The organism is Acetobacter sp. ESL1128, from assembly GCF_058505085.1.
The window spans coordinates 2,073,746-2,099,652 of the sequence record NZ_CP196369.1 but is presented as its reverse complement, the minus strand read 5'-3'; the positions used below and the strand labels follow the sequence as shown (position 1 = coordinate 2,099,652).

The window sequence follows — 25,907 nt, the reverse complement described above, 5'->3', positions numbered from 1 at the left end:
GCTGTGAAACGTAAAGTCATGCGCGAAGTGTGTGCGGCCTCTTGCCCCCGCGTCACTCTCTTGGCAGGGATGCAGCCATGATGTGCACTCGTTCCTCTTTCCGGTTTCGTCTGCTTGCCTGCGTGGCGGGCTGCATGGCAGCTTTTTCTGGCATCACGGCGTCTGCCGGTGTTGCGGCCGATGGTGTGGCACCCCCGCTCCACAAGCACCACAAACATGCCCTGACGGCCCCACAGGCCACAGCCGCGCACAAGGCCGGGAGCGGTAAGGCCAAAACCAAAGGCAAGCATGAGGCCGCTGCTACGCGGAGCAGCAAAAAAGGCGCGCATCACAAAAAACATGAGACCGCTACCGCGCAGGCCAAGCCTGCACACCATGCTCCTGCGCACCATCATGTTGCCGCGGCTGCTGCGGGTGCGGCTGTTGCAACGGCTGCGGCAGGTGCCGCTGTGGCAGCGCCTGCTCCCGGCACACCCGATATGGGTGCACCCGATGCAGGTGTGCAGAACGACCCTGCAAAGGGGAGTGTAACCGGCCTGCCGCTGCCACGTTATGCCGCCCTGCGCTCGGATGAAGTAAACATGCGGGCCGGGCCGGGGCAGCGTTTTCCCATTCTGTGGGTCTATCACCGCCGGGGTATGCCGGTGCGGGTGGAACGGGAATTTGATGTCTGGCGTCTGGTGGAAGACCCCAGCGGGCAAAAAGGCTGGATGCAGCAGGCCACATTGGCTGGCGGACGCGATTTTCTGATCCCCGGTGAACCTCCGGGGGATGAAACACCCTTGCCCGCGCAGGCCAGCAAGGAAGGCGAGAAGGCCTTGCCACCGGGGCATATGGATGCTCGGGTTATTGCCAGTGTTGGCACGGCGCAGGATGCGGCAAAAATGCCCGGTGTGGTGTTCATGCGCGCTGGTGCCAGCGAAGATGCCGCCATAGTGGCCGTGTTGCGGCCGGGTACGGTTGGCTCGGTCCGGGAGTGTGCAGCAGGCTCGGCCTGGTGCAAGGTCTCGGTCAAGCAATATAACGGATGGGTGCCCCGCCGGGCCATCTGGGGTGTGGATGCTGAGGACGTGATCAGCCCCTCCTGAATTTTTCCGGCGGATTGTTAAGGAGAAGCTGCTTTATGTCTCTTGTCACAACGCCGGATAGCAAAAAAACAGAGGCAGTGGCCTGTCGCACCAAAATTGTTGCAACACTTGGCCCTGCTTCATCCGATTACGCAACCATCCGTGACCTTGCTCTGGCAGGGGCGGATGTGTTCCGCTTCAACTTCTCCCACGGTACACATGCCGACCATGCCAGCCGCCACGCGTTTGTAAGGCAGGTTGAGGCCGAACTGGGGCGCCCGATTGGTATTCTGGCCGACATGCAGGGGCCAAAGTTGCGGGTCGGGCGTTTTAAGGATGGCAAGGTCGAACTGGTGCCGGGTGCGCCTTTCAGGTTTGACCTGTCCGACACACTGGGGGACGCCACGCGCGTGCAGCTCCCCCACCCCGAAATTATCAAGGTGGCCACACCGGGCAGCCGTCTGTTGATGGATGATGGCAAACTGGCTGTAGTGGTGGAGCAGGCCGGGTCGGACTGGCTGGCAACGCGGGTGGAAATTGGCGGCCCGCTCTCCGACCATAAAGGGGTGAACGTGCCCGATGTGGCGCTGCCCATTCCGGCGCTGACGGAAAAGGACAAGGTGGATCTGGCCTACGCGCTGGAGCTGGGGGTGGATTATGTGGCCCTCTCCTTTGTGCAGCGGCCCGAAGATCTGGTGCAGGCCCGCAGTCTTGTGGGTGAGCGGGCTGCATTGCTGGCCAAGCTGGAAAAACCTCAGGCAGTAGAAAACCTGTCTGCCATTCTGGCCCTGAGCGATGCGGTTATGGTGGCACGTGGGGATCTGGGGGTGGAACTGCCGCCAGAGAGTGTGCCCCTTATTCAAAAACGGATTATCCGCGAGGCCCGCAGGCTGGGCAAACCGGTGGTGGTGGCAACCCAGATGCTGGAAAGCATGATAACCGCGCCAACCCCCACACGGGCCGAGGCATCGGACGTGGCCGCTGCGGTGTTTGATGGGGCCGATGCAGTCATGCTCTCGGCAGAATCGGCCGCAGGGCAATACCCGCGTGAGGCGGTGCGGATCATGAACCGTATTTTGTGGCGGGTGGAGCAGGATGCAGGCTGGCAGGCCCATATGGCCGCAGCCCGCCTTGCCCCGGAAGACTACGTGGCCGACGCCATAGCCAGTGCTACCCAGCAGGTTGCGGCTACTCTGCGCTCTCCCGCCATTGTGGCGTACACGCACAGGGGGGCCACGGCCCTGCGTATTGCGCGTGAACGCCCGACCTGCCCCGTGCTGGGGGTTACGCCCACGGCGCAGGCCGCACGGCGGCTGGCGCTTGTGTGGGGCGTGCGGGCGTTTGTCAGCCCGCCGCACACGGCATCCACCACGGTAGAACGCATGGTGGAGGAGGCTCTGGCTGTTGTGGCCCGTGCACAGGTTGGCGCTCCGGGGGATTCGGTCGTGATCGCTGCGGGTGTGCCCTTTGGCGTGAGTGGTTCCACCAACCTGCTCAGGGTTGCCAGAATCCCCTGAGCGCTATGCGCTATGCTGGAACCTGCTGGTGGTGACAGCCCCCCCGTTGCAGGGTATGTGCGGGAAAGCGGGGCCAGACGTGGGCCGTATGGGCGGCCTGCTGGCAGGGTAAGGCGCAGGGGACTTGGATGGTAACCTCAGTACGGAACAGGCTGGTCAGGCGCAATGTGCTCAGGGGGTTGTCCGGCCTGTCTGCCGGTCTGCTGCTGCCACGCCTGAGCATGCCCCAAAAAGCTCTGGCCGCCAGTGCAGGTGCCGCTGCGACTGCTTTCCCGCCAGACGTAACCACCCAGCCACCCCGGCAATGGGGGCCGGAAGCGCCTCCCTCCTACGCACCAGACCCTGATGTGGTGGTTATTGACCGTTCTTTCCGCGATCTGGTCAGCGGTAATGCGACCATCCACCGAGTGTGGAATGGCGGGACGTGGATAGAAGGGCCGGCATGGTCCTCCGAAGGGCGATACCTGCTGTTTAGCGATACGGTAACAAGCCGACAGTACCGCTATTTGTGGGAGACAGGCGAGGTTACGGTTTTTCGCCCGGAATCCTACCATTCCAACGGCAATACGTTTGATTATCAGGGCCGCCAGATTTCCTGCGAGCATTTTTTACGCCGCGTTGTGCGCTGGGAGCATGATGGGTCGGTGCATGTGGTGGCTGACCATTTTGAGGGCAAACCCCTGAGTTCTCCCAATGATGTGATTGCCCACCCCGATGGTAGTATCTGGTTTACGGACCCGGGGTACGGAGCCAGCGTTGCAGAAGGCCACGCTGATGCTGCCGGGGGGGAGGCCAACCCCGATGGGCGTATTCGCTGGCGGGTGGGGGAAGAACTGATCGGCGCTGTGGGCGGCATGCACAAACAGCCCGACCACACGTTCCGGGTTGATCCTTCGGGGCGGATTGATGTCGTGTTAACGCAGGACCAGTTGCCCAACCCCAACGGGTTGTGTTTTTCGCCCGATTTTTCGCACCTGTACGTTATTTCCACAGGGCGGCAGAGTGGGGCCGGCGGGCATGATGGGGATCTGGCCGTGCATGAGTTTGACCTGCACAGGCAGGAACTCCCCCTCTCCAATCCAAGGCTGTTTACCAATATGCGCTTTGAAGGGGTCCAGATGATTCCCGACGGGCTCAAGGCCGATATTTATGGCAATCTCTGGTGTGGCGTAAGCGGCCCACTTGGCCTGTGCGGAGTGTTCATCTTCAACCCCGAAGGGCATTTGATCGGGCGCATCCGCCTGCCTCATGGTGTGTCCAACCTGACCTTTGGTGGTCCCAAGCGGGACTGGCTGTTCATGTGCGCAGGGGGGGCTCTTTACAGCCTTCAGGTGAATACCCAAGGCGCTGGCCCGGCCTGAGCACTCCTCTGTTTTTTAAAGCCAGTAAATAGGGCTTTGTGGCAGGATAAGCCGCGGCACGGCAGGTTGGGAGCGTATTACACGCTCTTTTTCAAAATCAGGGGCAGCAGGGCAAACAGCCCGCATAAAGTGGCGGCAAAAAGGGCAAGCCCGTGGGGGCTGGCCTGCATGGCTGCCGCACTTATGGCCGGGCCGGTAAAGCTGCCCAGCCCCCATGCCAGCGAGCACAGGGCGTATATGGCAATCAGGTCTCCATCGCGGTAGCGGTTGCCTGCGGCGGCCATGGCAACGGAATACAGGCTGGCAAATGCTCCGTCCCACACAAACATAAGCGGGTAGGCAAAAGCAGGCTGGTGCATGGCCAAAGGCCAGAGCAACGCGCCACCACAGGCCAGCAATGCCAGAATGATCTGTAGGGACCGCCGGTTGGTTCTGTCTCCAATCCAGCCAATGGGCACCTGCATGACCGTTGCCCCCAGCAGCATCACGCTCAGCAGCAGGGTTGCCGCCCGCTCGCTCCAGCCGGACTGGATGGCATAAAGTGCCAGAAAGGAGGTGGCTGCGGCATCCAGCATGGCAATCAGCAATGTTGCGGTAATGGCAATGGGGGCCAGCCACAGGTAACGCCAGAGCCGGTGCCGCGTCGGTGCCGCAGGAGGTGGGGCCACCATCCATGGGGCCTGTGTTACGGCAGCTCCCAGCAGCAGGAGGGCCGCAGTGGCAAAAAATGGCAGGTTTCCCTGTCGACCGGTCAGGCTGAGCAGGGCCGGGCCTATGGCAATGCCAATAAAAAGCAGCGTGTTGTAAAGCCCCATCACCCGGCCGCGTGCATGGTTGTCTGTTATCTGGTTCAGCCAGCTTTCAGAGAGAACCAGAATGACCTCGCAAAAGGCCCCGAGCAGCACACGCAGCGGAAACCACGGCCAGATGGAATGGCTTGGCGGAAAAAGCAGAAGTGTAACCCCAGCCCCCATAAGAGCCAGAAAAATGGCACGCCGTGGCCCAAGGCGTCTGGCCAGACGGGGCATGAAGGGCGCAATGCCCAGCGCGCCCAATGCATGCATCATGCTGTTGGCCGCCACCATGCCCGTGCCGTACCCCAGATCTGTCAGGTCGAGCGTAAAAAGGGGAGCGCCCAGCCCCATGACCAGCCCAAAAACAAGGCCCATAAACGTCAGTGTGGCTGTGGGCCAGAACTGGATGCGCGGATTTAAAGGGGGGGCGTGGCCCGGCATGCGGTCCTTCCGGGTTGTTGGCGGGTGCGGCGTAAAACAAAAAAGACCAGCGGAGTCGCACAGGGGGGAACCCGTTGGATCGGGCTATCGGGCCTGTGCCGTGGCGCTCTGGTTCTGACGCACACAGGGCTCAGGCCAACCCCCATGTGGGGCAGACATAAGAATTTTACGTGCATTCTGGTGCGGGGAGGGCTATCTGTGCGCCACGCAAACACCACAGCGATCGCTGACCGCCCTTTCAAGCACGGAGGAGGCGGTAAGGCGCGCAGGAGCAATCAGGCCGACTTCATGGATATCCGCAATATCGCCATCATTGCACACGTCGATCATGGCAAGACCACTCTCGTTGACGAACTGCTGAAACAGTCTGGCTCTTTCCACGAGCATCAGCACGTTGCTGAACGCGCCATGGACAGCAATGATCTGGAACGTGAGCGTGGTATTACCATTCTGGCGAAATGCACGTCTGTTGTGTGGAAAGATACCCGCATCAACATTATCGACACCCCCGGACACGCCGACTTTGGCGGGGAAGTGGAACGTATTCTGAGCATGGTGGACGGCGCGGTTGTGCTGGTCGACTCTGCAGAAGGCGCTCTGCCCCAGACCAAGTTCGTTGTGGGCAAGGCTCTGGCCCGTGGGCTCAAGCCGATCGTGGTCGTGAACAAGATCGACCGTGGCGATGCCCGCCCCGACGAAGTTCATAACGAAGTGTTTGACCTGTTCGCAGCCCTTGGCGCGAATGACGAACAGCTCGACTTCCCCATGCTGTACGCCTCTGGCCGTCAGGGCTGGGCCGATCTGGAACTGGAAGGGGCCCGTAAGGACCTCAGCCCCATGTTCGACCTGATCCTCAAGCATGTGCCCGCCCCCGTGCTGGACAAGGAAAAGCCGTTCGCCATGACGGCCACAATCCTTGAAAACGACAACTTCCTCGGGCGCGTGCTCACCGGTCGTGTCGAACAGGGCCGTGCCCGTGTGAACATGCCCGTCAAGGTGCTGCGCGCAGATGGCTCCGTGGTTGAAACGGGCCGCCTGACCAAGCTGCTCTCCTTCCGTGGCCTTGAACGCGTTGCGGTTGAAGAAGTGGAAGCAGGGGACATCGTGGCCGTGGCCGGTCTGTCCGAAGCTACCATTCCGGATACGATTGCAGCACCTGAAATTGTGGAACCGCTGCATGCCATTCCGGTTGACCCGCCGACCCTGTCCATGACCTTCCGCCTGAACGATGGCCCTCTGGGTGGCCGTGAAGGCAAAAAGGTAACGTCCCGCCAGATTCGTGACCGTCTGTTCAAGGAAACCGAAAGCAATATTGCTATTCGCGTGACCGACAGCCCCGAGAGCGAAGCGTTTGAAGTGGCTGGCCGTGGTGAACTTCAGCTTGGTGTGCTGATCGAAACCATGCGCCGTGAAGGGTTTGAGCTGACCATCGGCCGTCCGCGCGTGCTGTTCCGCACGAACGAAGAAACCGGTGAACGCGAAGAACCGTACGAAGAAGTCACCATTGACGTGGACGAGCCCTATTCCGGCGTGGTCGTGGAGAAGATGTCTCTGCGTAAAGGCCAGATGCAGGACATGCGCCCCTCCGGTGGGGACAAGGTACGCCTGACCTTCATCATCCCCTCACGCGGGCTGATCGGCTACCACGGCGAATTCCTGACCGACACGCGCGGCACAGGTATCATGAACCGTCTGTTCCATGGCTATCAGCCTTATGCTGGCAGCATTGAAGGACGCCGCAATGGTTCGCTGATCTCGGCTGAAGATGGCAACACCACAACGTACTCCCTGTTCTCCCTGCAAGAACGTGGCACGCTGTTTGTGGATGCTGGCGAAAAAGTTTACGTCGGCATGATCATTGGTGAGCATTCGCGTGAAAACGATCTGGAAGTTAACCCGGTTCGTGAAAAGAAGCTGACCAACATGCGCGCATCCGGCAAGGACGACGCTCTGATGCTGACCCCGCCGCGCCGCATGTCTCTGGAACAGGCGATTGCTTACATTGAAGACGATGAACTGGTGGAAGTGACCCCTTCGGCCATTCGTCTGCGTAAGCGTTACCTGGACCCGAACGAGCGTAAAAAGCGGTCCAAAAGCCGCGAAGGCTGATTGACCCAAGGGCCACGCGCAAGCGTGGCCCTTGTTTTTTGTGGGCACGGGCGAACTAAGGTTACTCTGTGGCAAGAATCACTTTTTTCGGGTGCATTACAGACCTGAAAACTAGGTGCTTCTTCATAAAGCCAAGGAAAACCGCCATTTTTGTGCGTTTTTTTTGTTGGGGACTCCCACAATAAGGCAAAAATGTGGCGCGAGTGCGTTAAACTCATAATAAGTGAAAATGTTGCGCAAATTTTAAACGCAGACGGCCTGTTTATGCCGTGTTATGCATGTAGTCAGAAACCGGCTGATGTTTTTTGCACGGGATGGTGCAGTAAAACTCAAGGAATTCTGGCCGGTTGTATTGGAGATTTAAGAAATGATTTCTCGTCGTCTGCTCGCAGCTCTTTCCACAGTCGCTCTGATGGGCGCTGCCGCTCCTTCCTTCGCACAGGAAGTCGCAGCACCTGCAGCGCCTGCTGCTCCCTCCGCACCGGCTGTTGCAGCTCCCGCCGCTCCTGAAGCTGCAGCTCCCGCAGCAGCAGCTGAAGAAGGCAAGAAAGCTGAAAAGCACGCAAAGCATGCCAAGCATGGCAGCAAGCACCACGCCAAAAAAGGCGCCAAGAAGGCTGCTGAAGGTGAAGCTGCTCCGGCTGCTGAACCCGCTCAGTAAGTCTGCCATATCCAGCGGTGGGGTGGCATAAGCCAGCCCATCGGTGATGTGGAGGCATAAGAGCCTTAAAAGTAAAAGGGCCGGGGAAGAAATTCTCCGGCCCTTTTCTTGTGTCTGCTGGCTGGTGGCCGCCGTTTAACCGTAGCGGGTTAAAGCCAGATCCAACGCAGGAATATCGGTTTTGCGGCCATCAATCATGTCTGCAATCAGGCGGCCGGAGCCGCAGGCCATGGTCCAGCCTAATGTGCCGTGGCCTGTGTTGAGCCATAGGTTCCCAAAGGGCGTGGCCGGGCCAATAATGGGTGTGCCATCGGGTGTGCAGGGGCGCAGGCCGGTCCAGTATGTGGCGGCACTCAGGTCGCCCCCGCCATAGAGTTCGGAAAAAGAGAGTTCAAGTGTTTCCCGCCGGTCGGGGCTGAGCTTGAGGTTATACCCGGTCAGTTCCGCCGTGCCGCCCACCCGTATCCGGTTGCCCAGCCGTGTGATGGAGACTTTGTAGAACGCATCATTCACCGTAGAAACCGGGGCATGGCTCTCATCTGTTAAGGGGAGAGTCAGGGAATAGCCTTTAACGGGGTATATCGGCAGATGTAGCCCAAGTGGGCGTAGCAGGCGGGCGCTGTAGCTGCCCAGCGCCATAACATAGGCATCTGCGCTCAGATGCCCGGCACTGGTCCTGACGGAAACAACCGTGCCTGCCGTGGCATCCAGCCCTTTGATGGTGGTGTTGTAAAGAAAGCGCACCCCTTTGGCTTCGGCCATGCGGGCCAGCCTTTGGGTAAAGATATGCGCATCCCCCGACTGGTCATTGGGGAGGAAAAGCCCCCCTTTGAGCAGATGGGCTGCATGGCGTAGTCCCGGTTCTTGGTCCAGAATATCGTCCACGCCAAGTAACTGGTGGGGTATGCCGCTTTCGGCCAGCAGGCGCATGTCGCGCTGGCTTTTGCTGATCTGCTGGTCCGTCCGGAAAAGCTGGATCAGCCCTTGCTGCCGGTCATCATAGGTCATGCCGGTTTCCTCGCGCAGGGCGTCAAGGCAATCGCGGCTGTATTCGGCCACGCGGAGCATGCGGGCCTTGTTGAGTGCATAAGACTGCGCGTTGCAGTTTTTCAGCAGTTGTCGCAACCAGCGCAGCATGGCCAGGTCCAGCCGTTTGCGAATGACCAGCGGGCTGTGGCGGGGGTGCAGCATCCATGTCGTGGCCTGCCAGGGCAGGCCGGGTGCTGCCCAGGGGGAGGAATAGCCGGGTGAAACCTGACCCGCATTGGCAAAAGATGTTTCCAGGGCAGGGGCGGGCTGGCGGTCTATAACGGTTACGTCATGCCCCTGGGCGTTGAGGTACCAAGCAGAGGTTACGCCAACCACGCCTGCGCCAAGGATAATGATTTTCACGGCTTCATCCTTATAAGAGGATGGGAGAGAACTCTCCCGCCAGTATGGAAGCGGGGCCTGCGGGACACCCTGCCTTTACCCCCTACCCGGCAAAGGCGGTGGCATTATGGCAGGCTGCCCGGCAGGTTGAATGGCGCAGATTACGCGGCAGGAACGCCCTTGCTGGTCGAATATTCAAAGTGCAGGGCCTGCTCGGGGTAAATGATGGGATGAATGGCGTGGGCGGCCATGGCAGCCTCGCTAAAGCCTTGCAGGATCAGCTTGAGCTTGCCGGGGTAGGTTGCCACATCCCCAATAGCAAAAATGCCAGCAAGGCTTGTTTCGCAATTGGAGGGGGTAACGGGAATGGTGGAGCGCTGGGTATCCATTCCCCAGCGGGCAACGGGGCCAAGGTCGGTTGCCAGACCAAAGAAGGGCAGCAGCACATCGGCTTCCAGCGTGCGGGTGGCACCGTCCATGTCAATCACATCTACGCCGTTCAGTGCGCCATTGCTGCCTTGCAGGCCGTGGAGCTGGTAGGGCACCACTTTTTCAATCTGCCCGGCGGCTACGGCTTCATCCAGTTGGCGCAGGCTTTCTGGTGCCCCACGGAAGCGGTCACGCCGGTGTACCAGATAAAGCTTTGCAGCCGTATCCTTGAGGGAGAGCGCCCAGTCCAGTGCAGAATCCCCGCCGCCAGCAATCACGATGCGCTTGTTCTGGAAGTCTGCCTTGCGGCGCACGTAGTATTGTACCGCGCCACTTTCCTCATACGCACCAAGGCCATCCAGCGGGGGACGGTTGGGGCCAAAAGCGCCAGCACCAGCGGCAATAATCACGGCCTTGGCGTGCAGTTGAGCGCCTTTGTCCGTGGTGAGCGAGAAGTCTCCGCGCTGGCCACTCAGCCCCTCGACCCGGTGCTTGAGCAGGCGGGGAATATCAAACGGGGCAATCTGGCGTTCCAGATTGGCAATCAGTTCGGCACCTTCCACGGCGGGGCAGGCGGGAATGTCGTAAATCGGTTTTTCGGGGTAAAGGGCCGCGCACTGGCCGCCCACTTCGGGCAGAACATCAATGAGCACGCAGCGCAGGCGCAGCATGGCGCATTGGAAAGCGGCAAACAGCCCGGCCGGGCCTGCCCCTATAATGGCTACGTCTGTTTCTGCGGGGATGACTGACATGCGCAGGGTCCTGCTCTTAAGGTTATGCTAAGATTCAAAGCCCTGTTTTGCGTCAGCGCCGGTTTGGACGCAATGGCAAATGGCATGACCTTTGGCATATTTGGCAGGCTCTGCGGTGCTTGCTGGTGGGGGGAGTAAAAAGCAGGCCCGCACACTGCGGGCCTGCCGGTATGGGGTTCAGGCTTTGGCCAGTTCTTTTTTCAGCTGTGCGTCCAGCACATCCAGGAAGTCCTGAGTGTTGAGCCACTGGGCGTTTTTGCCAACAAGCTGGGCAAGGTCCTTGGTCATCTGCCCGGCTTCCACCGTATCAATGCACACTTTTTCCAGTGTGTTGGCAAAGTGCACCACGTCCGGGGTGTTATCAAATCGGCCGCGATAGGCCAGCCCGCGAGTCCATGCAAAAATGGAAGCAATGGGGTTGGTGCTGGTGGGGTTGCCCTTCTGGTGTTCGCGGTAATGGCGGGTTACCGTGCCGTGGGCGGCTTCGGCTTCCACCACATCGCCAGAGGGGCTGAGCAGGACGGATGTCATCAAGCCAAGGCTGCCAAAGCCTTGTGCTACAATGTCGCTTTCCACATCGCCATCGTAGTTCTTGCAGGCCCACACATAGCCACCGGGCCATTTGAGGGCACAGGCCACCATGTCATCAATCAGGCGGTGTTCGTAGGTCAGGCCCAGTTTTTCAAATTCGGCCTTGAACTCGTTTTCATACACCTCGGCGAACACGTCCTTGAACATGCCGTCATAGGCTTTGAGAATGGTGTTTTTGGTGGACAGGTAAACCGGCAGACCGCGGTCGCGCCCGTAGGAGAGGGAAGCCCGGGCAAACCCTTCAATGGATGCACGGGTGTTGTGCATGCCCAGCGTTACACCGGGGCCTTTGAAGTCATGCACATCCAGCGTAATGGGCTCTCCCCCGTCATCTGGCACATAGTTCAGCGTGACTTTGCCGGGGCCGGGAATTTTTGTTTCCGCAGCGCGGTAGATGTCTCCGTAGGCATGGCGGCCAATCACGATCGGCTTTGTCCAGTGAGGCACCAGACGGGGCACGTTGGAGCAGATGATGGGCTCGCGGAAAATGGTGCCGTCCAGAATGTTCCGGATGGTGCCATTGGGGGAGCGATACATTTTTTTCAGGCCGAATTCCTTCACCCGGGCTTCGTCCGGTGTGATGGTGGCGCACTTGACCGCAACGCCGTAGCGCTTTGTGGCTTCGGCGGCATCAACGGTGACCTGATCATTCGTGGCGTCGCGGTGTTCAATGCCCAGATCGTAGTATTTGAGGTCAATATCCAGATAAGGCAGGATCAGCCGCTCGCGGATGAAGTGCCAGATAATGCGGGTCATTTCATCCCCGTCCATTTCCACAACCGGGTTTTTGACCTTGATTTTAGCCATGATTACCAATCCATTTCCGACATGGTTTTCTTGTTCGTTCTCACAAATGCTGCGCAATATGTATGAGCGTCATGCACTGTATGGATTGAACAGCTTGCCGCAGCCGTAAACAGCTCCGCACTTCACATTCGGGACAGGGGTATGGGCTTTATGCGGATATCTGGCGGGAACAGGCCGTTTTTATGCCCGGTTGGCCCGGTTCATCACATTCCGGTCAGGTCCGCAGGGAGTGGTGGTTGCGTAAGGCTCCGGCCTCGTGGCCGGGTGCGGGTTAACGGTTTGGGGCGGCAGGGACTGGCTGCAAAATAGGGTCCATCGGGGTGTTCATCTGTGCTTTTTGTTGCACAAGGGCCGAATTTTCCTGCTCCTGAATAAGCCCGATCTCACTCCCGAACTGGTCGGGGGTGTAAATGCCTTCGCGCAGGTGCCGGGCGGCTTCCACCCCTTTTGAGGCACCATCCATATAAATGGGGGCATAGGGACCATAAGCCTGTCGCCCGTATTTTTGGGTGGCTCTGGCAAGGCAGGTCATCAGCTTGCTCATGTTATCCTTGGCAACCTGTCCGGGGCGGGTCTGGTAGGTGTCCAGACAGGTCTGTTTGGCCCGATACAATGCGGCTTCAGCCGGTGGCGTGTTGGGTGGGGCCACAGGGGCAGTGCAGGCTGGAAGCATAATCAGGGCGAGCAGGCTTATGGGGGGCAACGTGCTTTGCATTGTGTGGTTTTATGCCATTGCCACGGTGTTGGAAAATACACCAAACCGGGATTCTGGCCTGAACCAGCCTGTTGCCTGCATTTTTTTGTGTGAGAGGCGTGTTCTGGTAGCGCCTGTGCCGCCGTTATGGCAGCCTAGGGCTGGTGGTTTTGGAAAACCTGATTTTAAAAGGAAATATGCTGGGGCGAACGACGGGACTTGAACCCGCGACCACCGGTACCACAAACCGGCGCTCTACCAGCTGAGCTACGTCCGCCGCACAGCAAGCGGACGTTTAGAGAAAAGAGTGTGGTCCGTCAATTGGATAATTGCGGAATTGGTGGAAAAAACCGTTTTACCGGTTTTTCCATGCCTCCAGACGGTTCAGCGCTTCCATGAGCACCTCGGGGCGTTTGCAAAAGGCAAAGCGGATCAGGTTGCGGGGCGGCTCGGCTGCATAAAATGCGGAGGCGGGAATGGCAGTAACACGCGCCTGCTCCGTAAGCATGCGGGTAAAGGCCACATCGTCCTGCCCGTTGGCCAGCGGGGTAATGTCGGCCATGATAAAGTAGCTCCCCTGATAAGGCAGCACACCAAAGCCCAGGCGTTGCAGGCCGGAGGCAAGGATTGCCCCCTGCGTGGCCATGTCCTGCGCAAGGGTGGTAAAATAGGCTGTATCTTTGTTCAGCCCAAATGCTACGGCGCGTTGCAGGTTGGGTGGGGTGGCAAACACAAGGTTCTGGTGCGCCTTGGCAATAACGGCAGCCAGTGGGGCAGGGGCCGTGGCGTAGCCCACCTTCCAGCCGGTCAGGGAAAAACTCTTGCCTGCACTTCCAATACGCACGCAGCGCTCACGCATGCCGGGCAGGGACATGAGCGAGATGTGTGGGGTGTTGAACACCAGATGTTCGTAAACCTCATCGCAGATGGCGAACGTATCGTGCTGCTGTACCAGCGTGGCAACAAAGGCCAGCTCGTCCGCCGTGAACACCTTGCCGGTCGGGTTCATGGGGGAGTTGAGGATAATTACCTTGGTGCGGTCGGAAAAAGCATCGGCCAGTGCTTGCCGGGGCAATGCCCAGTCTGGTGCTTGTAGCCGCACAATGCGCGGCACGCCGCCCAGCTGGCGGATAACGGGCAGGTAGGTGTCGTATAACGGTTCCATCAGCACCACTTCATCCCCCGGCTCGATCAGGGCCATAAGGGATGCGGCCAGCGCTTCCGTTGCGCCGGATGTGACCACGACTTCCGAATCGGCATCGACCGTAATGCCCTGAAAGCGCAGGTTGGCCTGTGCCACGGCCGCGCGTAGTTCGGGTAGTCCTGTCAGGGGTGCATACTGGTTCTGTCCGTCAAGCAGGGCATCGGCTGCAAGGCGAATCATGTCCTGCGGGCCTTCCTGGTCAGGAAAACCCTGCCCGAGGTTAATGGCGCCATGCTGGCGGGCCAGAGCGGACATGACCGTAAAAATTGTAACAGGAAGATCGGCAAACTGCCTGTTAAAAGCTTTTGTCATTACAAATTCCCTTGCCCGGCAGGCGGAAAAGAAGAAAGAAGGAGACGGAACCGAAACGGTCGGGATGAAACTTCTGTTTAATGCTTTACCGATACAAATCCGCATCTACCCGATTGCCCGACGGGTCAAGCCGTGCAAGTGTGTTCGGGTCTGGTGCCTGAGGTTTGTAACGGGTCAGGCAAAAGAACAAGAGAGTACAGGCCCCCATGCGGGTCCAGCAACGGTGTGTTGACGACGCGAGATGAAAAAGATCGAGGCCATTATAAAGCCCTTCAAGCTTGATGAAGTGAAGGAAGCCCTTCACGAGCTCGGGTTGCAGGGTATTACCGTGATCGAAGCCAAGGGTTTCGGACGCCAGAAAGGCCATACAGAGCTTTATCGCGGCGCTGAATACATTGTTGACTTTCTTCCAAAGATGAAAATCGAGGTTGTCTGTCCCGCTTCCATGGTGGAACGGGCTGTGGAGGCTATCTCCACGGCTGCGCGCACCGGACGGATCGGTGATGGCAAAATTTTCGTGATCCCGGTGGATGATGTAGTTCGAATCCGCACGGGTGAGCGAGGAGAAGACGCGATCTGATCCCTGCTGCATGTCAGCAGGCTCGGGCAAGGCGGGCTCCACAATTCCACAGCATGTTTCCGCAGGGTGCGGAACATAAACAGGCTTTTTAGGTGAAGAGAGCATGGTGAAGAAAACAGCTTCGGCGGGCGACAGCAAGGCTGCTGCAATTGCCAAGGTTTTTGACCTGATTCAGGAACATTCGGTCGAACTGGTTGACCTGCGGTTTACGGACACGCACGGCAAATGGCAGCACACGTGCCAGCACGTCAGCACCATTGAGGAAGACAGCTTTACCGACGGCTTTATGTTCGACGGGTCTTCCATCGCAGGCTGGAAAGCCATTAACGAAAGCGACATGGTTCTGCTGCCCGATCCCACATCGGCTGTTATGGACCCCTTTTCCGCCCGTCCCCAGCTTATCCTGTTCTGCGATATTATCGAGCCGTCCACCGGGCAGCCCTATAACCGCGACCCCCGCTCCACCGCCAAGCTGGCCGAGCAGTACCTGAAGTCCTCCGGTCTGGGTGACACGGCCTTCTTTGGCCCCGAAGCCGAGTTCTTCATTTTCGATAACGTCCAGTTCGGCACGGGCCCCAACTACGGCACCTACCAGCTCGACAGCATCGAAGGGCCTGATGCGTCCCTCAAGGACTACCCCGAAGGCAACATGGGCCATCGCCCCGGTGTAAAGGGTGGTTACTTCCCCGTTGCTCCCGTTGACAGCGAAAGCGACCTGCGCGCTGAAATGCTGGCAACCATGGGCGAAATGGGCCTGGCCATTGAAAAGCACCACCATGAGGTTGCGCAGTCCCAGCACGAACTTGGCACCAAGTTTGAAACGCTGGTCCGCTCCGCCGACTTCATGCAGATTTACAAATACTGTGTGCACAACGTGGCGCACTCCTATGGCAAGACCGCCACGTTCATGCCGAAGCCGATCTTTGGCGATAACGGCTCGGGCATGCATGTCCACCAGTCCATCTGGAAAGACGGCAAGTCCACCTTTGCTGGCAATGGCTATGCGGACCTGTCCGATACGGCGCTGTACTACATCGGCGGGATCATCAAGCATGCCAAGGCGCTGAACGCCTTTACCAACCCGTCCACCAACTCCTACAAGCGTCTGATTCCGGGCTTTGAAGCACCCGTGCTGCTGGCATACTCTGCCCGCAACCGCTCCGCTTCTTGCCGTATTCCGTACGCAACCAGCCCGAAGGCCAAGCGCGTTGAAGTGCGCTTCCCCGACCCCACGGCTAACCCTTACCTGGCATTCTCCGCAATGCTGATGGCGGGTCTGGACGGTATCAAGAACAAGATCCACCCTGGCGATGCCATGGACAAGGATCTGTACGACCTGCCGCCCGAAGAGCTGAAGCAGATCCCGACAGTTGCCGGCTCCCTGCGTGAAGCGCTGGAAGCTCTGACCGCTGATCACGAGTTCCTGCTGGCTGGTGGCGTGTTCACCAAAGACCAGATTGAAAGCTACATCACCCTGAAATGGAATGATGTGTACCGCTTTGAACACACGCCGCACCCGGTTGAGTTCGAAATGTACTACTCCGTCTAATCCCGGGCCCTCAGGGGCTAAGGAATGGATGAATAAAAGGCGCGGCTCCCACACGGGGGCCGCGTTTTTTTTATGATTTATCCTGAAATGAAAACTTATTCATTTTTCGATTATAATATGATAGATTTTTTCGGAAATAAAATTGATCAACTCTGAATAACCGTTTCCATCCCACAAAATGGTTTTCTGTAACGCAAGGAGAATGCCGGTCATGCAAGGCGGCCGTTCCCATAGTCTGTCAAAAATCACGGCGCTGCTTTGCGTTGTGCTTGGTTTTGTTCTGGCGGGGGGAGGCGGCTGGCTGGCCGTGCTGGGTGGCTCTGCTTTTTATGCAGTATGCGGCTTGGCCCTTATGGCCACAGGTGGGCTGCTCTGGGCGCAGCGGCGCGAGGCATTGTGGCTTTATGCGGCCGTTGCCGCGGGCACACTGGTCTGGTCCGTGGCCGAGGCGGGGTTTGACTTCTGGGCACTCGCCCCCAGAGGGGATGTTATTTTACCGCTAGGGGTATGGCTGCTGCTGCCTTTTGTTGCAGGGGCCTTGCAGCCGGCATCCATCTGGAACCGTGTTCCCCTGCTGGCGGTTATTGTAGCTGGTTTGGGTGTGTATGGTTACGCACTCACGCAGGACCCGCAGGATATGGCGGGCGTGCTCCCCCGTGCGCAGGCTGTTTACGCAGGTGTGCAGCTTCCGGGGGATGCGGCGGCTGTGCCAGCGCAGGACTGGCCATCCTATGGGCGCACGCAGGCGGGGGACCGTTATTCCCCCCTTAATCAGATTACCACGGGCAATGTAGACAAGCTCAAGGTTGCCTGGACCTTTAGAACCCACGACCTGCGCGGGCCGGATGATCCGGTGGAAGTCACGGATGAGACAACCCCGATCAAGGTTGGCAACACGCTCTACCTGTGTTCCCCCCATCAGGTTGTGTTCGCGCTGGATGCAGCGACCGGCAAGCAGGTCTGGCGGTTTGACCCCAAGCTGGTGGTTAACCCGACATTCCAGCATCTGACCTGCCGTGGCGTGTCCTATGCGGTAACGCCCCCCCGTGCCGCAGATGGTGCAGAGGTGCAGGACGGTGCGGCAACGCCTGTGTCCTGTGCAGAGCGTATTTTCCTGCCGACCAATGACGGGCGACTGATGGCGCTGGACGCAAAAACGGGTCAGGTGTGCCCGGCGTTTGGCAATAAGGGTATTGTGGACCTGACCGAGGGCATGCCCATGCGTGTCCTTGGGTTTTATGAACCGACATCCCCCCCTGTGGTGACGGACAGGTTTGTCATTATCTCTGGCGCGGTTACGGATAACTACTCCACGCACGAACCCTCGGGTGTGACGCGGGCGTATGACCTGTATAGCGGCAAGCTGGTCTGGGCGTTTGACCCGGGGAATGAGGACCCGAACCAGCTCCCCTCCGACAGCCACGAATACACACCCAATTCCCCCAATTCGTGGATTGTTTCAGCTTATGATGCCAAGCTGGGCCTGCTTTACATTCCTACCGGTGTGGCAACGCCCGACATATGGGGTGGCAAACGGACAGATGTGCAGGAGCGGTACGCATCAGGCATTCTGGCGCTGGATGCCCAGACAGGGCACAAGGTCTGGTTCTACCAGACGGTCCACCACGACCTGTGGGACATGGATGTGCCGGCCCAGCCCAGCCTGATCGACTTCAGGCAGGAAGATGGCACGGTTATTCCCGCGCTGTATGCTCCGGCCAAAACAGGCAATATTTTTGTGCTCGACCGCCGTAACGGGCAACTGCTGGTGCCTGCCCCCGAGCAGCCTGTGCCGCAGGGTGCCGCACAGGGCGACCATGTCTGGGCAACCCAGCCGTTTTCTCAGCTGACCTTCCGCCCCAAAAACAAGCTGACGGATGGGGATATGTGGGGTGCCACCATGCTGGACCAGCTGGTGTGCCGGATCATGTTCAAGAAGTTGCGTTACGAAGGGCCGTTTACGCCGCCCTCCGTGCAGGGCACGCTGGTTTTCCCCGGTAATCTGGGCATGTTTGAATGGGGTGGTCTGGCCGTTGACCCCGTGCGGCAGGTGGCGTTTGCCAACCCCATTGCCATTCCGTTTGTCTCCCGCCTTGTGCCGCGCCCGACTGATAATCAGGTTGTGCCGCCAACCACGCATGACCCTGCCGCAAGCGGGGGAGAGAACGGGTTGCAGCCTCAGTACGGCACGCCGTTCGGGGTGGAGCTGCATCCGTTCCTGTCCCCCCTTGGTATTCCGTGCAAGCAGCCCGGCTGGGGCTATGTGGCCGGGGTGGACCTGAAGACCAACAGCATTATCTGGCAGCACCGGAACGGCACAACGCGGGACAGCTCCCCCCTGCCATTGGGCTTTAAGGTGGGTATTCCCTCCCTTGGCGGGCCGATCATCACAGCGGGTGGGGTCGCGTTCCTGACCTCTACAGCCGATTATTACATCCGTGCCTATGATGTTACGACCGGCAAGGTCCTGTGGGCGGATCGCCTGCCCGCAGGTGGCCAGTCCACCCCCATGACGTACGAGGCCAATGGCCGCCAGTATGTTGTGACGGTTGATGGCGGGCATGGCTCCTTTGGCACAAAGGAAGGGGATTACATCGTGGCTTATGCCCTGCCCGAAGCACCCCGCTGATAACGGGTAGAGCCACGGAGTAAGCCTTGCAGTTCCATGCGGGATCGGTGATCCTGCATGGAATGTGGAATGACCCTTACCTGGAAACATGTTGCCGCTCCGCCCTGCACAGGCTCTACCTTGCCGGTGCAGATGGTCGCCCCTGTGGCCTGATGGATGGCCCATGCCTTGAGCGGCTTGAGCGCATGGGGCTGGCAGAGCGCACAGCGCAGTCACGCTTTGTGGCAACCGATGCAGGGCTGGCCCGCCATGCGCAGGAAGTGCTCAGGCAGCAGGGCAAAACTGCCCCCAATTCATCTTCCCGGTCATGATCGCGCAGTCGCAGGTCTTCTGGCATACGCTGGACGTGCTTGCGCGTGAGCGCGGGTTTACACCTTCCGCCCTTGCGCGGGCGGCGGGGCTGGATGCCACGGCGCTCAATCCTTCGCGCAGGGTGGGGGCAAATGGTGCCATGCGCTGGCCATCGCTCCCCACGCTTTTGCGGGTGCTGGAGGTTTTGCAGGTGCCGCTGGCAGTTTTTGCCCGCTCCGTTGCGGGCGAGAGGCTGAACCCGGCCGCGCAGGCCGAAGGGGCCGGGCTGTTACGCACCCTTGCATATTCCATGCTCCAGCAGACCGGTGTTTTCGACCAGAATGGCCTGCCCTGCGGGCCGGTGTGGGTGCAGGAGGAATCCCCCGGCCAATGGTGGGGCGAGCCCGATGCCTATGTTGTGCGGGTGGACACCGATGGCATGGAGCCGGTCGTGCGCGATGGTGGGGCAGTTGTTGTGGTGCCTTCTCTCCCGCTGCGGGAGGGGGACCGGGTTCTGATGCACGGCCCAGGCCGTGAGCCTGTTATGGGGTTGATGCTGGATGTGCAGGACGGGCCAGCCGTCTGCTCTTTTCGCGGGGGGGAGGTGCACGCGCCCCCCGCGCGGGAAGGGGAGGCATGGCTGCACAGGATTGTCATGATGACAGTTTGAGAAAAACTATTTTTAAAAGGACAGAGAGTGTTTGATTTTTAAAAAAACTGTGCCGAATAATGTTGCATAAGGCGACGGTTTTGGTCGCGGGTTTGGTCAGTTTTGAGTTTATTGCAGTAGATTTTTTAAAATTTATTGTTTTATCAATATGTTAAAAAGTGGGGCGTGCGTCTGATGATGGTTGTAAGGTGCATTATTGGCCAGCATAACCTCGGGCTGGTCTGTGTAGCTGCCTTGCTATGCATCTCTGGCTCCGCAGTCACCGCCTCTTTGTTCCGGCATGCTTTACGGGCCAAAAACAACCAGTGGTACGCGTGGCTTTTTTTGACCGCCCTTTCCAGCGGCGTTGCAATCTGGTGCACACATTTTGTGGCCATGCTGGGTTATGCGGGGGATACGCCCGCACGGTTTGACCCCTTGCTGACCAGCATATCCCTGCTGATTGCCGTTTTTGGCAGCACAGTTGGCTTTATGCTGGCGACCTGCCGGTTTGCCCGCTTTCTGCCGGAAATGGGCGGGGTCATTGTCGGGCTGGCTATTGTTGCCATGCATTATACCGGCATGTTGGCCTACCGGGTGCAGGGGCAGACAACATGGAACATGCCCTGCCTTGTGCTTTCGGTGCTGGCCGCCATTGTACTGAGTGTGCTGGCTGTGCGTGCAGGGGTCAGGCCCGGGCGGCGGGTCATTGCCTGTATGGCCGGTGTGCTGGCACTGGCTGTTCTTTCCGTCCATTTTATTGGTATGGCGGCCTACCATGTGCAGGCGGGGCCGCATGCTTTGGAGAGCATGGGGCATTCCGAGGATTCGCTGGTGCTGGCCGCAGCCATTGCCATCATGTCCTTCCTTATTCTTGGGGGCGGGCTTGTCAGCGGCATGATCGACGATAGTTCACGGGCAGAGTCGGTGGAAAAGCTCCGGCGTATGGCCCTGAACGACACATTGACCGGCCTGCCCAACCGGCTGAACTTTCATCAACGCCTCGACCTTGAGCTGGACTGGGCGCGGGAGAACAACGGCAGGCTGGCGCTGATCGGGATCGACCTGAACAGGTTTAAGGAAATTAACGACCTGCGTGGCCATAGGGCCGGGGATGAAGTTCTGCGTATTCTGGGGCGGCGGTTGCGCGGTTTGCTGCATGATCATAGCGGCGAGTTTATTGCCCGCACCGGAGGGGATGAGTTTCTGGCCCTGTGCCGTGTTGTGTCGGCTGAGCAGATCAAGGGGTTTTTGCGCAGGCTGGAGGAGGTGCTGTTCAAGCCCATCCGGTTTGAGGAATCGGAAGTGCTGCCGGGTGCCAGTCTGGGGGTGGCCATATGGCCCGACCATGCAGCGGATAAGGAAACCCTGATCAACAATGCCGATCTGGCCATGTATCGCGCCAAGGCTGATCCGGGGCGGCATCCGTGTTTTTACGAACCCTCGATGGACGAAAAAGTGCGCACCCGGCGCAAGCTCTCCGCAGACCTGCGGCAGGCGGTCAAGGCGGGGCAGCTAACCATCTGCTATCAGGTGCAAAGGGTGATCGCTACGGGAGAAATCCGTGGGTACGAGGCACTGGTGCGGTGGCAGCACCCCACGCGGGGCACCATTATGCCCGATGACTTTATTCCGCTGGCCGAAGAGAGCGATCTGATCCTGCAGATCGGGGAATGGGTGCTCCGTTCCGTTTGTGCCGAGGCCGTGCGGTGGCATCAGCCCTATACGGTTGCGGTCAACCTGTCGGGCATGCAGTTTGTCCATTCCAACATAGCCCGCATTGTTGCCAATGTTCTGGAAGAAACCGGGCTGCCCCCCCAAAGGCTTGAACTCGAACTGACAGAATCGACCATTATTGCCGATCAGGCCCGTGCCCTGCAGGTGCTGCACCAGATCAAGGATATGGGGGTCAGTCTGGCGCTGGATGATTTTGGCACGGGGTATTCCTCGCTTGATACACTGCGCAGGTTCCCTTTTGACCGCATAAAAATTGACCGTTCGTTTTTTGGGGCCGCGCAAACCAGCGACCATACGCAGGCAGTTGTGCGGGCTGTGCTGGCTCTGGGCAAGGCGTTTGATATTCCGGTTATGGCAGAGGGGATCGAAACTGCAGACCAGTTGAGCATGCTCAACGCCGCCGGGTGTGATGAGGCACAGGGCTTTTTGCTCGGGCGGCCTGCGGCACTGGCGGATATTGTTAAAAATGGCCAGATCACCATGAATCACGCCCTCTAGCCTGCATGTGGGGGAGGGGTGCGGGCAGGGCAAAGCACCCGTGCGTTAAAAAATTGCGCGAAAGTGGTGTCCAAGGCAGAGGAACAGGCTGACTTTTCTCTTTATTTACCGTAAAGGGGCAGCATGACCGATGTACCCCTTTCGCTCATTCGCAATTTTTCCATCATCGCCCATATCGATCATGGAAAGTCCACTCTGGCCGACCGCCTGATTCAGGCGTGTGGAGCCCTGACTGCCCGCGAGATGACCAATCAGGTTCTTGATAACATGGATCTGGAGCGGGAGCGTGGCATTACCATTAAAGCGCAGACCGTCCGGCTGACCTATCCTGCCAAGGATGGCAAGACCTATGTGCTGAACCTGATGGACACGCCCGGACATGTTGACTTCGCTTACGAGGTCAGCCGCTCCCTGGCCGCGTGTGAAGGCTCGCTTCTGGTGGTGGATGCCTCCCAGGGGGTGGAAGCCCAGACCCTTGCCAACGTGTATCAGGCCATAGACGCCAACCACGAAATTGTGCCCGTGCTCAACAAGGTGGACCTGCCCGCGGCAGAACCTGAGCGCGTGAAGGCACAGATCGAGGAAGTGATCGGCATTCCCGCCGATGATGCGGTTGAAATCTCGGCCAAGACCGGCCTGAACATTGAAGGTGTTCTGGAAGCCGTGGTCACCCGCCTGCCGCCCCCCACCGGGGATGCGGAAAAACCGTTGCAGGCCATGCTGGTCGATAGCTGGTACGACCCCTATCTGGGCGTAATCGTGCTTGTGCGGATCAAGGAAGGCCGGCTGAAGCGGGGCATGAAGGTGCGCATGATGTCCTCTGGTGCGGTGCATCAGGTGGATCAGGTGGGTGTGTTCGCCCCGCGCATGACATCGGTGGAAAGCCTTGGGCCGGGCGAGATGGGGTTCATCAACGCCGCCATCAAAACCGTGGCCGACTGCAATGTGGGTGACACGATCACCGATGACCGCCGCCCCGCTGCCACACCGCTACCGGGCTTTAAGCCCTCCATTCCGGTTGTGTGGTGCGGCCTTTACCCCATTGTCTCGGATGATTTTGAAAAACTGCGTGACAGCCTTGCCAAGCTGCGTCTGAATGATGCGTCTTTCCACTACGAGGCAGAAACATCGGCGGCCCTTGGCTTCGGCTTCCGCTGCGGCTTCCTTGGCCTGCTGCATCTGGAAATTATTCAGGAACGTCTATCCCGCGAGTTCGATCTCGACCTGATCGCCACAGCGCCGTCCGTTGTGTACAAGGTCTACCGCACTAACGGAGAGATGGAAGAACTCCACAACCCGGCCGATATGCCCGACGGCTCCCTGATTGAAAAAATCGAGGAACCATGGATCAAGGCCAACATCATGGTGCCGGACGAGTATCTGGGTGCGGTGCTGACCCTGTGCACGGAGCGACGTGGTATTCAGGTGGACCTGACCTATGTTGGCAACCGGGCCATGGCCGTTTACCGTCTGCCCCTGAACGAAGTGGTGTTTGACTTCTACGACCGGCTCAAGTCGCTCACACGTGGTTATGCCAGCTTCGATTACCAGATGGATGGGTACGAAGAGAGCGATCTCGTGCGTATTTCCATTCTGGTTAATCAGGAACCGGTTGATGCGCTGTGCTTCATTGCCCATCGCTCGGCGGCGGAAACACGGGGCCGCTCCATTTGCGCGCGCCTGAAAGACCTTATCCCCCGGCAGTTGTTCAAAATTGCCATTCAGGCAGCCATTGGCAGCCGCGTTATTGCGCGTGAAACCATTGGGGCCCTGTCCAAGGATGTGACAGCCAAATGTTATGGTGGGGACATCTCGCGTAAGCGCAAGCTGCTGGAAAAGCAGAAAGAAGGTAAAAAGCGCATGCGCCAGTTTGGTAAGGTGGAAATCCCACAGAGCGCCTTCCTTGCCGCGCTCAAAATGGAACACTAGCTATTCAACACCGGCTGCTGCCATATATGTGGCCGGTAAACCCCGGTCTGGCAGTGCTGGTGTAATCGGGGCTGACACGGTTTTTTGCCCGGCTTGTCCGGGTTGGAGAATGCAGCGGGTTTATGAACAGCACAACGCCCCTTACCGTTGGTGACCACCCGCATGCCAGTTTTCCCGAAGGGGTGGAACTGGACTGTGGTGTAACACTGGCACCGGTTGATATTGCGTATTGTACGTATGGCCAGCTTTCGGCCAACAAAGACAATGCCATTCTCATCTGCCACGCCTTTACGGGTGACCAGTATGTGGCAGAAGCTCACCCCCTTACGGGTAAGCCCGGCTGGTGGGAGCGCATGGTCGGGCCGGGCAAGCCGATTGATACAAACCGCTTTTTTGTAATCTGCTCCAATGTTCTGGGTGGCTGCATGGGCAGCACGGGTCCTCGCTCGCCCAGAACCGACGGGCAGGAAGCGCCGGGCGAGTTATGGGGCACCGCATTCCCCCCCATTACCATCCGCGATATGGTGCGCGCCCAGCACAAGCTGGTGCGCAGTCTGGGTATAGAACGCCTGTTTGCCGTGGTGGGCGGTTCCATGGGGGGCATGCAGGTGCTCGAATGGGCCGTAACCTACCCGCAGATGATGCTGGCTGTTATGCCCATAGCCACAGCACCTTTCCATTCAGCCCAGAACATTGCGTTTAACGAGGTCGGGCGGCAGGCCATTATAGCCGACCCGGACTGGCGGGGCGGGCGCTACTGGGAGGCGGGTGTTGTGCCCGCGCGCGGGTTGGCCGTAGCCCGCATGATGGCGCACATTACCTACCTGTCGGAAGAGGCGCTGACCCGCAAGTTCGGGCGGCGTATGCGGCGTGGGCCAGCAGGCGGGCAGGGGCCGGAAGGCCCGGTTTCTACATTCGGTGATATTTTTGAGGTGGAATCCTACCTGCGTTACCAAGGCTCCAGCTTTGTCCGCCGGTTTGATGCCAATTCCTACCTGAGCATTACGCGGGCCATGGACTGGTTCGATATTGCGGCTGACCATGATGGGGACCTGACCCCGGCCTTTGCTGGTACGGCAGTCCGGTTTTGTGTTGTCTCTTTTTCCTCGGACTGGCTGTTCCCCACCTCGGCTGCGCGTACGCTGGCCCGTGCCCTGAACAGGGCCGCGGCCAATGTGTCATTCGTCGAGATTGAAACAGATAAAGGCCATGACGCCTTTTTGCTCGAAGAGCCGGATTTTGACCGCACGGTGCGCGGCTTCCTGTGCGGTGTGGCCGAACATGCGGGGTTGTCCTGATGCGTCTTGACCAACGCCTGATTGCGGACATGATCGAACCCAAAACCCGCGTGCTCGACATCGGGAGCGGGGATGGCACACTCATCGGTCATTTATACCGCGAACGTGGGTGCGATGCCCGTGGTATTGAACTGAACATGGAACTGGTGACCCGCTCCGTAGCCCACGGCCTGCCCGTTGTGCACGGGGATGCGGACCACGATCTGGCCTATTACCCCGACCATTCGTTTGATTATGTTGTGCTCCAGCGCACATTGCAGGCTGTGGAGCGCCCAAGGGAAGTGCTGCGGCAGATGCTGCGCATAGGGCGGTATGCCATTGTATCCTTTCCCAATTTTGGGCACTGGCAACTGCGGCTGCGCCTGCTGCTGGGCGGGCGCATGCCCATGACGGCCGTATGGCATACCCCGTGGTATGAGACACCCAATATCCACCCCTGTACGATTCGGGATTTTCTCGAACTCTGTCGTCAGGACGGATATATCGTGGAAAAATGGCTGGCGGTGGATGAAGATGGCGAGCGCGCACCTTGGCGGCGGTCCATACGGCTTGCCAACCTGTTTGGTGAACAGGCCCTGTTTCTGCTGCGCAGGCGCTAGCGCGGGTCAGTGCCGGAGTTGCGCAAATGGCTGGATTG

At 59.0% G+C, this 25,907-nt stretch carries 20 protein-coding genes and 1 tRNA gene; 14 read left to right on the top strand and 7 right to left on the bottom strand.

Going from position 1 to position 25,907, the window contains the following annotated elements; translation table 11 throughout:
* Nucleotides 1-77 precede the first annotated feature (77 nt).
* The 3 genes from ACSYTG_RS09715 (at nt 78) to ACSYTG_RS09705 (ending at nt 3,945) form a co-directional block, all read left to right on the top strand.
* A complete protein-coding gene (locus ACSYTG_RS09715) occupies nt 78-1,088 on the top strand; it encodes an SH3 domain-containing protein (RefSeq protein WP_086645175.1) in 1,011 nt (336 codons plus the stop codon).
* A 35-nt stretch (nt 1,089-1,123) separates the two neighbouring features.
* Entirely contained in the window at nt 1,124-2,584 is a 1,461-nt protein-coding gene (gene pyk, locus ACSYTG_RS09710) for a pyruvate kinase (protein WP_489783822.1), read from the top strand.
* 128 nt (nt 2,585-2,712) lie between these two features.
* On the top strand, nt 2,713-3,945 hold the full coding sequence (locus ACSYTG_RS09705) for an SMP-30/gluconolactonase/LRE family protein (protein ID WP_086645177.1): 1,233 nt from the start codon (nt 2,713-2,715) through the stop codon (nt 3,943-3,945).
* A 77-nt stretch (nt 3,946-4,022) separates the two neighbouring features.
* Here ACSYTG_RS09705 and ACSYTG_RS09700 read toward each other — a convergent pair whose 3' ends face one another.
* Nucleotides 4,023-5,180: an MFS transporter gene (locus tag ACSYTG_RS09700; protein ID WP_489783821.1), complete on the bottom strand. Its 1,158-nt coding sequence runs from the start codon at nt 5,178-5,180 to the stop codon at nt 4,023-4,025.
* Nucleotides 5,181-5,468: 288 nt separating this feature from the next.
* Between ACSYTG_RS09700 and typA the strand changes: the two genes are divergently transcribed.
* Nucleotides 5,469-7,289: a translational GTPase TypA gene (gene typA / locus ACSYTG_RS09695; RefSeq protein WP_086645368.1), complete on the top strand. Its 1,821-nt coding sequence runs from the start codon at nt 5,469-5,471 to the stop codon at nt 7,287-7,289.
* Between the two features lie 367 nt (nt 7,290-7,656).
* Nucleotides 7,657-7,950, top strand: a complete 294-nt coding sequence (locus ACSYTG_RS09690; protein WP_489783820.1) for a hypothetical protein — start codon at nt 7,657-7,659, stop codon at nt 7,948-7,950.
* A 135-nt stretch (nt 7,951-8,085) separates the two neighbouring features.
* On the opposite strand, the gene ACSYTG_RS09685 is transcribed toward ACSYTG_RS09690, so the two are convergent.
* The 6 genes from ACSYTG_RS09685 to ACSYTG_RS09660 all read right to left on the bottom strand — a co-directional run bounded on the left by ACSYTG_RS09685 (nt 8,086) and on the right by ACSYTG_RS09660 (nt 14,110).
* Nucleotides 8,086-9,342 carry a D-amino acid dehydrogenase gene (locus ACSYTG_RS09685; RefSeq protein ID WP_489783819.1) on the bottom strand — a complete coding sequence of 419 codons (1,257 nt, stop codon included), beginning with the start codon at nt 9,340-9,342 and terminating at the stop codon, nt 8,086-8,088.
* 140 nt (nt 9,343-9,482) lie between these two features.
* Nucleotides 9,483-10,502: an NAD(P)/FAD-dependent oxidoreductase gene (locus ACSYTG_RS09680; protein WP_278741640.1), complete on the bottom strand. Its 1,020-nt coding sequence runs from the start codon at nt 10,500-10,502 to the stop codon at nt 9,483-9,485.
* A gap of 177 nt (nt 10,503-10,679) precedes the next feature.
* The gene (locus tag ACSYTG_RS09675; RefSeq protein WP_415424509.1) at nt 10,680-11,900 is read right to left on the bottom strand and encodes an NADP-dependent isocitrate dehydrogenase; all 1,221 of its coding nucleotides are present in this window, start codon (nt 11,898-11,900) and stop codon (nt 10,680-10,682) included.
* Between the two features lie 271 nt (nt 11,901-12,171).
* Nucleotides 12,172-12,615, bottom strand: coding sequence for a hypothetical protein (locus ACSYTG_RS09670; protein WP_143221878.1), 444 nt, complete (start codon nt 12,613-12,615; stop codon nt 12,172-12,174).
* 180 nt (nt 12,616-12,795) lie between these two features.
* Nucleotides 12,796-12,871 (bottom strand) — tRNA-His (locus ACSYTG_RS09665).
* Between the two features lie 78 nt (nt 12,872-12,949).
* A complete protein-coding gene (locus ACSYTG_RS09660; protein ID WP_489783818.1) occupies nt 12,950-14,110 on the bottom strand; it encodes an aminotransferase in 1,161 nt (386 codons plus the stop codon).
* Between the two features lie 241 nt (nt 14,111-14,351).
* Between ACSYTG_RS09660 and ACSYTG_RS09655 the strand changes: the two genes are divergently transcribed.
* The 9 genes from ACSYTG_RS09655 to metW all read left to right on the top strand — a co-directional run bounded on the left by ACSYTG_RS09655 (nt 14,352) and on the right by metW (nt 25,869).
* Entirely contained in the window at nt 14,352-14,690 is a 339-nt protein-coding gene (locus ACSYTG_RS09655; protein ID WP_025826259.1) for a P-II family nitrogen regulator, read from the top strand.
* 103 nt (nt 14,691-14,793) lie between these two features.
* Nucleotides 14,794-16,239, top strand: coding sequence for a type I glutamate--ammonia ligase (gene glnA, locus ACSYTG_RS09650; RefSeq protein ID WP_086645185.1), 1,446 nt, complete (start codon nt 14,794-14,796; stop codon nt 16,237-16,239).
* 211 nt (nt 16,240-16,450) lie between these two features.
* Nucleotides 16,451-18,868 (top strand): glucose/quinate/shikimate family membrane-bound PQQ-dependent dehydrogenase, encoded by a 2,418-nt coding sequence (locus tag ACSYTG_RS09645; protein WP_415424508.1) that lies wholly within the window; start codon nt 16,451-16,453, stop codon nt 18,866-18,868.
* A 62-nt stretch (nt 18,869-18,930) separates the two neighbouring features.
* Nucleotides 18,931-19,179, top strand: coding sequence for a hypothetical protein (locus ACSYTG_RS09640; RefSeq protein ID WP_489783851.1), 249 nt, complete (start codon nt 18,931-18,933; stop codon nt 19,177-19,179).
* On the top strand, nt 19,176-19,829 hold the full coding sequence (locus ACSYTG_RS09635; protein WP_489783817.1) for a helix-turn-helix transcriptional regulator: 654 nt from the start codon (nt 19,176-19,178) through the stop codon (nt 19,827-19,829). Before ACSYTG_RS09640 ends, ACSYTG_RS09635 begins: the two co-directional genes overlap by 4 nt.
* A 174-nt stretch (nt 19,830-20,003) precedes the next feature.
* Nucleotides 20,004-22,043 (top strand): putative bifunctional diguanylate cyclase/phosphodiesterase, encoded by a 2,040-nt coding sequence (locus ACSYTG_RS09630; RefSeq protein WP_489783816.1) that lies wholly within the window; start codon nt 20,004-20,006, stop codon nt 22,041-22,043.
* 123 nt (nt 22,044-22,166) lie between these two features.
* Nucleotides 22,167-23,972, top strand: a complete 1,806-nt coding sequence (gene lepA, locus ACSYTG_RS09625) for a translation elongation factor 4 (protein WP_086645190.1) — start codon at nt 22,167-22,169, stop codon at nt 23,970-23,972.
* A gap of 122 nt (nt 23,973-24,094) precedes the next feature.
* Nucleotides 24,095-25,270, top strand: a complete 1,176-nt coding sequence (metX, locus tag ACSYTG_RS09620; protein WP_489783815.1) for a homoserine O-acetyltransferase MetX — start codon at nt 24,095-24,097, stop codon at nt 25,268-25,270.
* Nucleotides 25,270-25,869, top strand: a complete 600-nt coding sequence (metW, locus tag ACSYTG_RS09615) for a methionine biosynthesis protein MetW (RefSeq protein ID WP_086645192.1) — start codon at nt 25,270-25,272, stop codon at nt 25,867-25,869. Before metX ends, metW begins: the two co-directional genes overlap by 1 nt.
* Nucleotides 25,870-25,907 lie beyond the last annotated feature (38 nt).

Bases quoted from the DNA above. Each gene is read 5' to 3' on its own strand.
- ACSYTG_RS09715 (WP_086645175.1), top strand. From the start codon at position 78: ATGATGTGCACTCGTTCCTCTTTCCGGTTTCGTCTGCTTGCCTGCGTG.
- pyk (WP_489783822.1), top strand. From the start codon at position 1,124: ATGTCTCTTGTCACAACGCCGGATAGCAAAAAAACAGAGGCAGTGGCC.
- ACSYTG_RS09705 (WP_086645177.1), top strand. From the start codon at position 2,713: ATGGTAACCTCAGTACGGAACAGGCTGGTCAGGCGCAATGTGCTCAGG.
- ACSYTG_RS09700 (WP_489783821.1), bottom strand. From the start codon at position 5,180: ATGCCGGGCCACGCCCCCCCTTTAAATCCGCGCATCCAGTTCTGGCCC.
- typA (WP_086645368.1), top strand. From the start codon at position 5,469: ATGGATATCCGCAATATCGCCATCATTGCACACGTCGATCATGGCAAG.
- ACSYTG_RS09690 (WP_489783820.1), top strand. From the start codon at position 7,657: ATGATTTCTCGTCGTCTGCTCGCAGCTCTTTCCACAGTCGCTCTGATG.
- ACSYTG_RS09680 (WP_278741640.1), bottom strand. From the start codon at position 10,502: ATGTCAGTCATCCCCGCAGAAACAGACGTAGCCATTATAGGGGCAGGC.
- ACSYTG_RS09675 (WP_415424509.1), bottom strand. From the start codon at position 11,900: ATGGCTAAAATCAAGGTCAAAAACCCGGTTGTGGAAATGGACGGGGAT.
- ACSYTG_RS09670 (WP_143221878.1), bottom strand. From the start codon at position 12,615: ATGCAAAGCACGTTGCCCCCCATAAGCCTGCTCGCCCTGATTATGCTT.
- ACSYTG_RS09660 (WP_489783818.1), bottom strand. From the start codon at position 14,110: ATGACAAAAGCTTTTAACAGGCAGTTTGCCGATCTTCCTGTTACAATT.
- ACSYTG_RS09655 (WP_025826259.1), top strand. From the start codon at position 14,352: ATGAAAAAGATCGAGGCCATTATAAAGCCCTTCAAGCTTGATGAAGTG.
- glnA (WP_086645185.1), top strand. From the start codon at position 14,794: ATGGTGAAGAAAACAGCTTCGGCGGGCGACAGCAAGGCTGCTGCAATT.
- ACSYTG_RS09645 (WP_415424508.1), top strand. From the start codon at position 16,451: ATGCAAGGCGGCCGTTCCCATAGTCTGTCAAAAATCACGGCGCTGCTT.
- ACSYTG_RS09640 (WP_489783851.1), top strand. From the start codon at position 18,931: ATGTGGAATGACCCTTACCTGGAAACATGTTGCCGCTCCGCCCTGCAC.
- ACSYTG_RS09635 (WP_489783817.1), top strand. From the start codon at position 19,176: ATGATCGCGCAGTCGCAGGTCTTCTGGCATACGCTGGACGTGCTTGCG.
- ACSYTG_RS09630 (WP_489783816.1), top strand. From the start codon at position 20,004: ATGATGGTTGTAAGGTGCATTATTGGCCAGCATAACCTCGGGCTGGTC.
- lepA (WP_086645190.1), top strand. From the start codon at position 22,167: ATGACCGATGTACCCCTTTCGCTCATTCGCAATTTTTCCATCATCGCC.
- metX (WP_489783815.1), top strand. From the start codon at position 24,095: ATGAACAGCACAACGCCCCTTACCGTTGGTGACCACCCGCATGCCAGT.
- metW (WP_086645192.1), top strand. From the start codon at position 25,270: ATGCGTCTTGACCAACGCCTGATTGCGGACATGATCGAACCCAAAACC.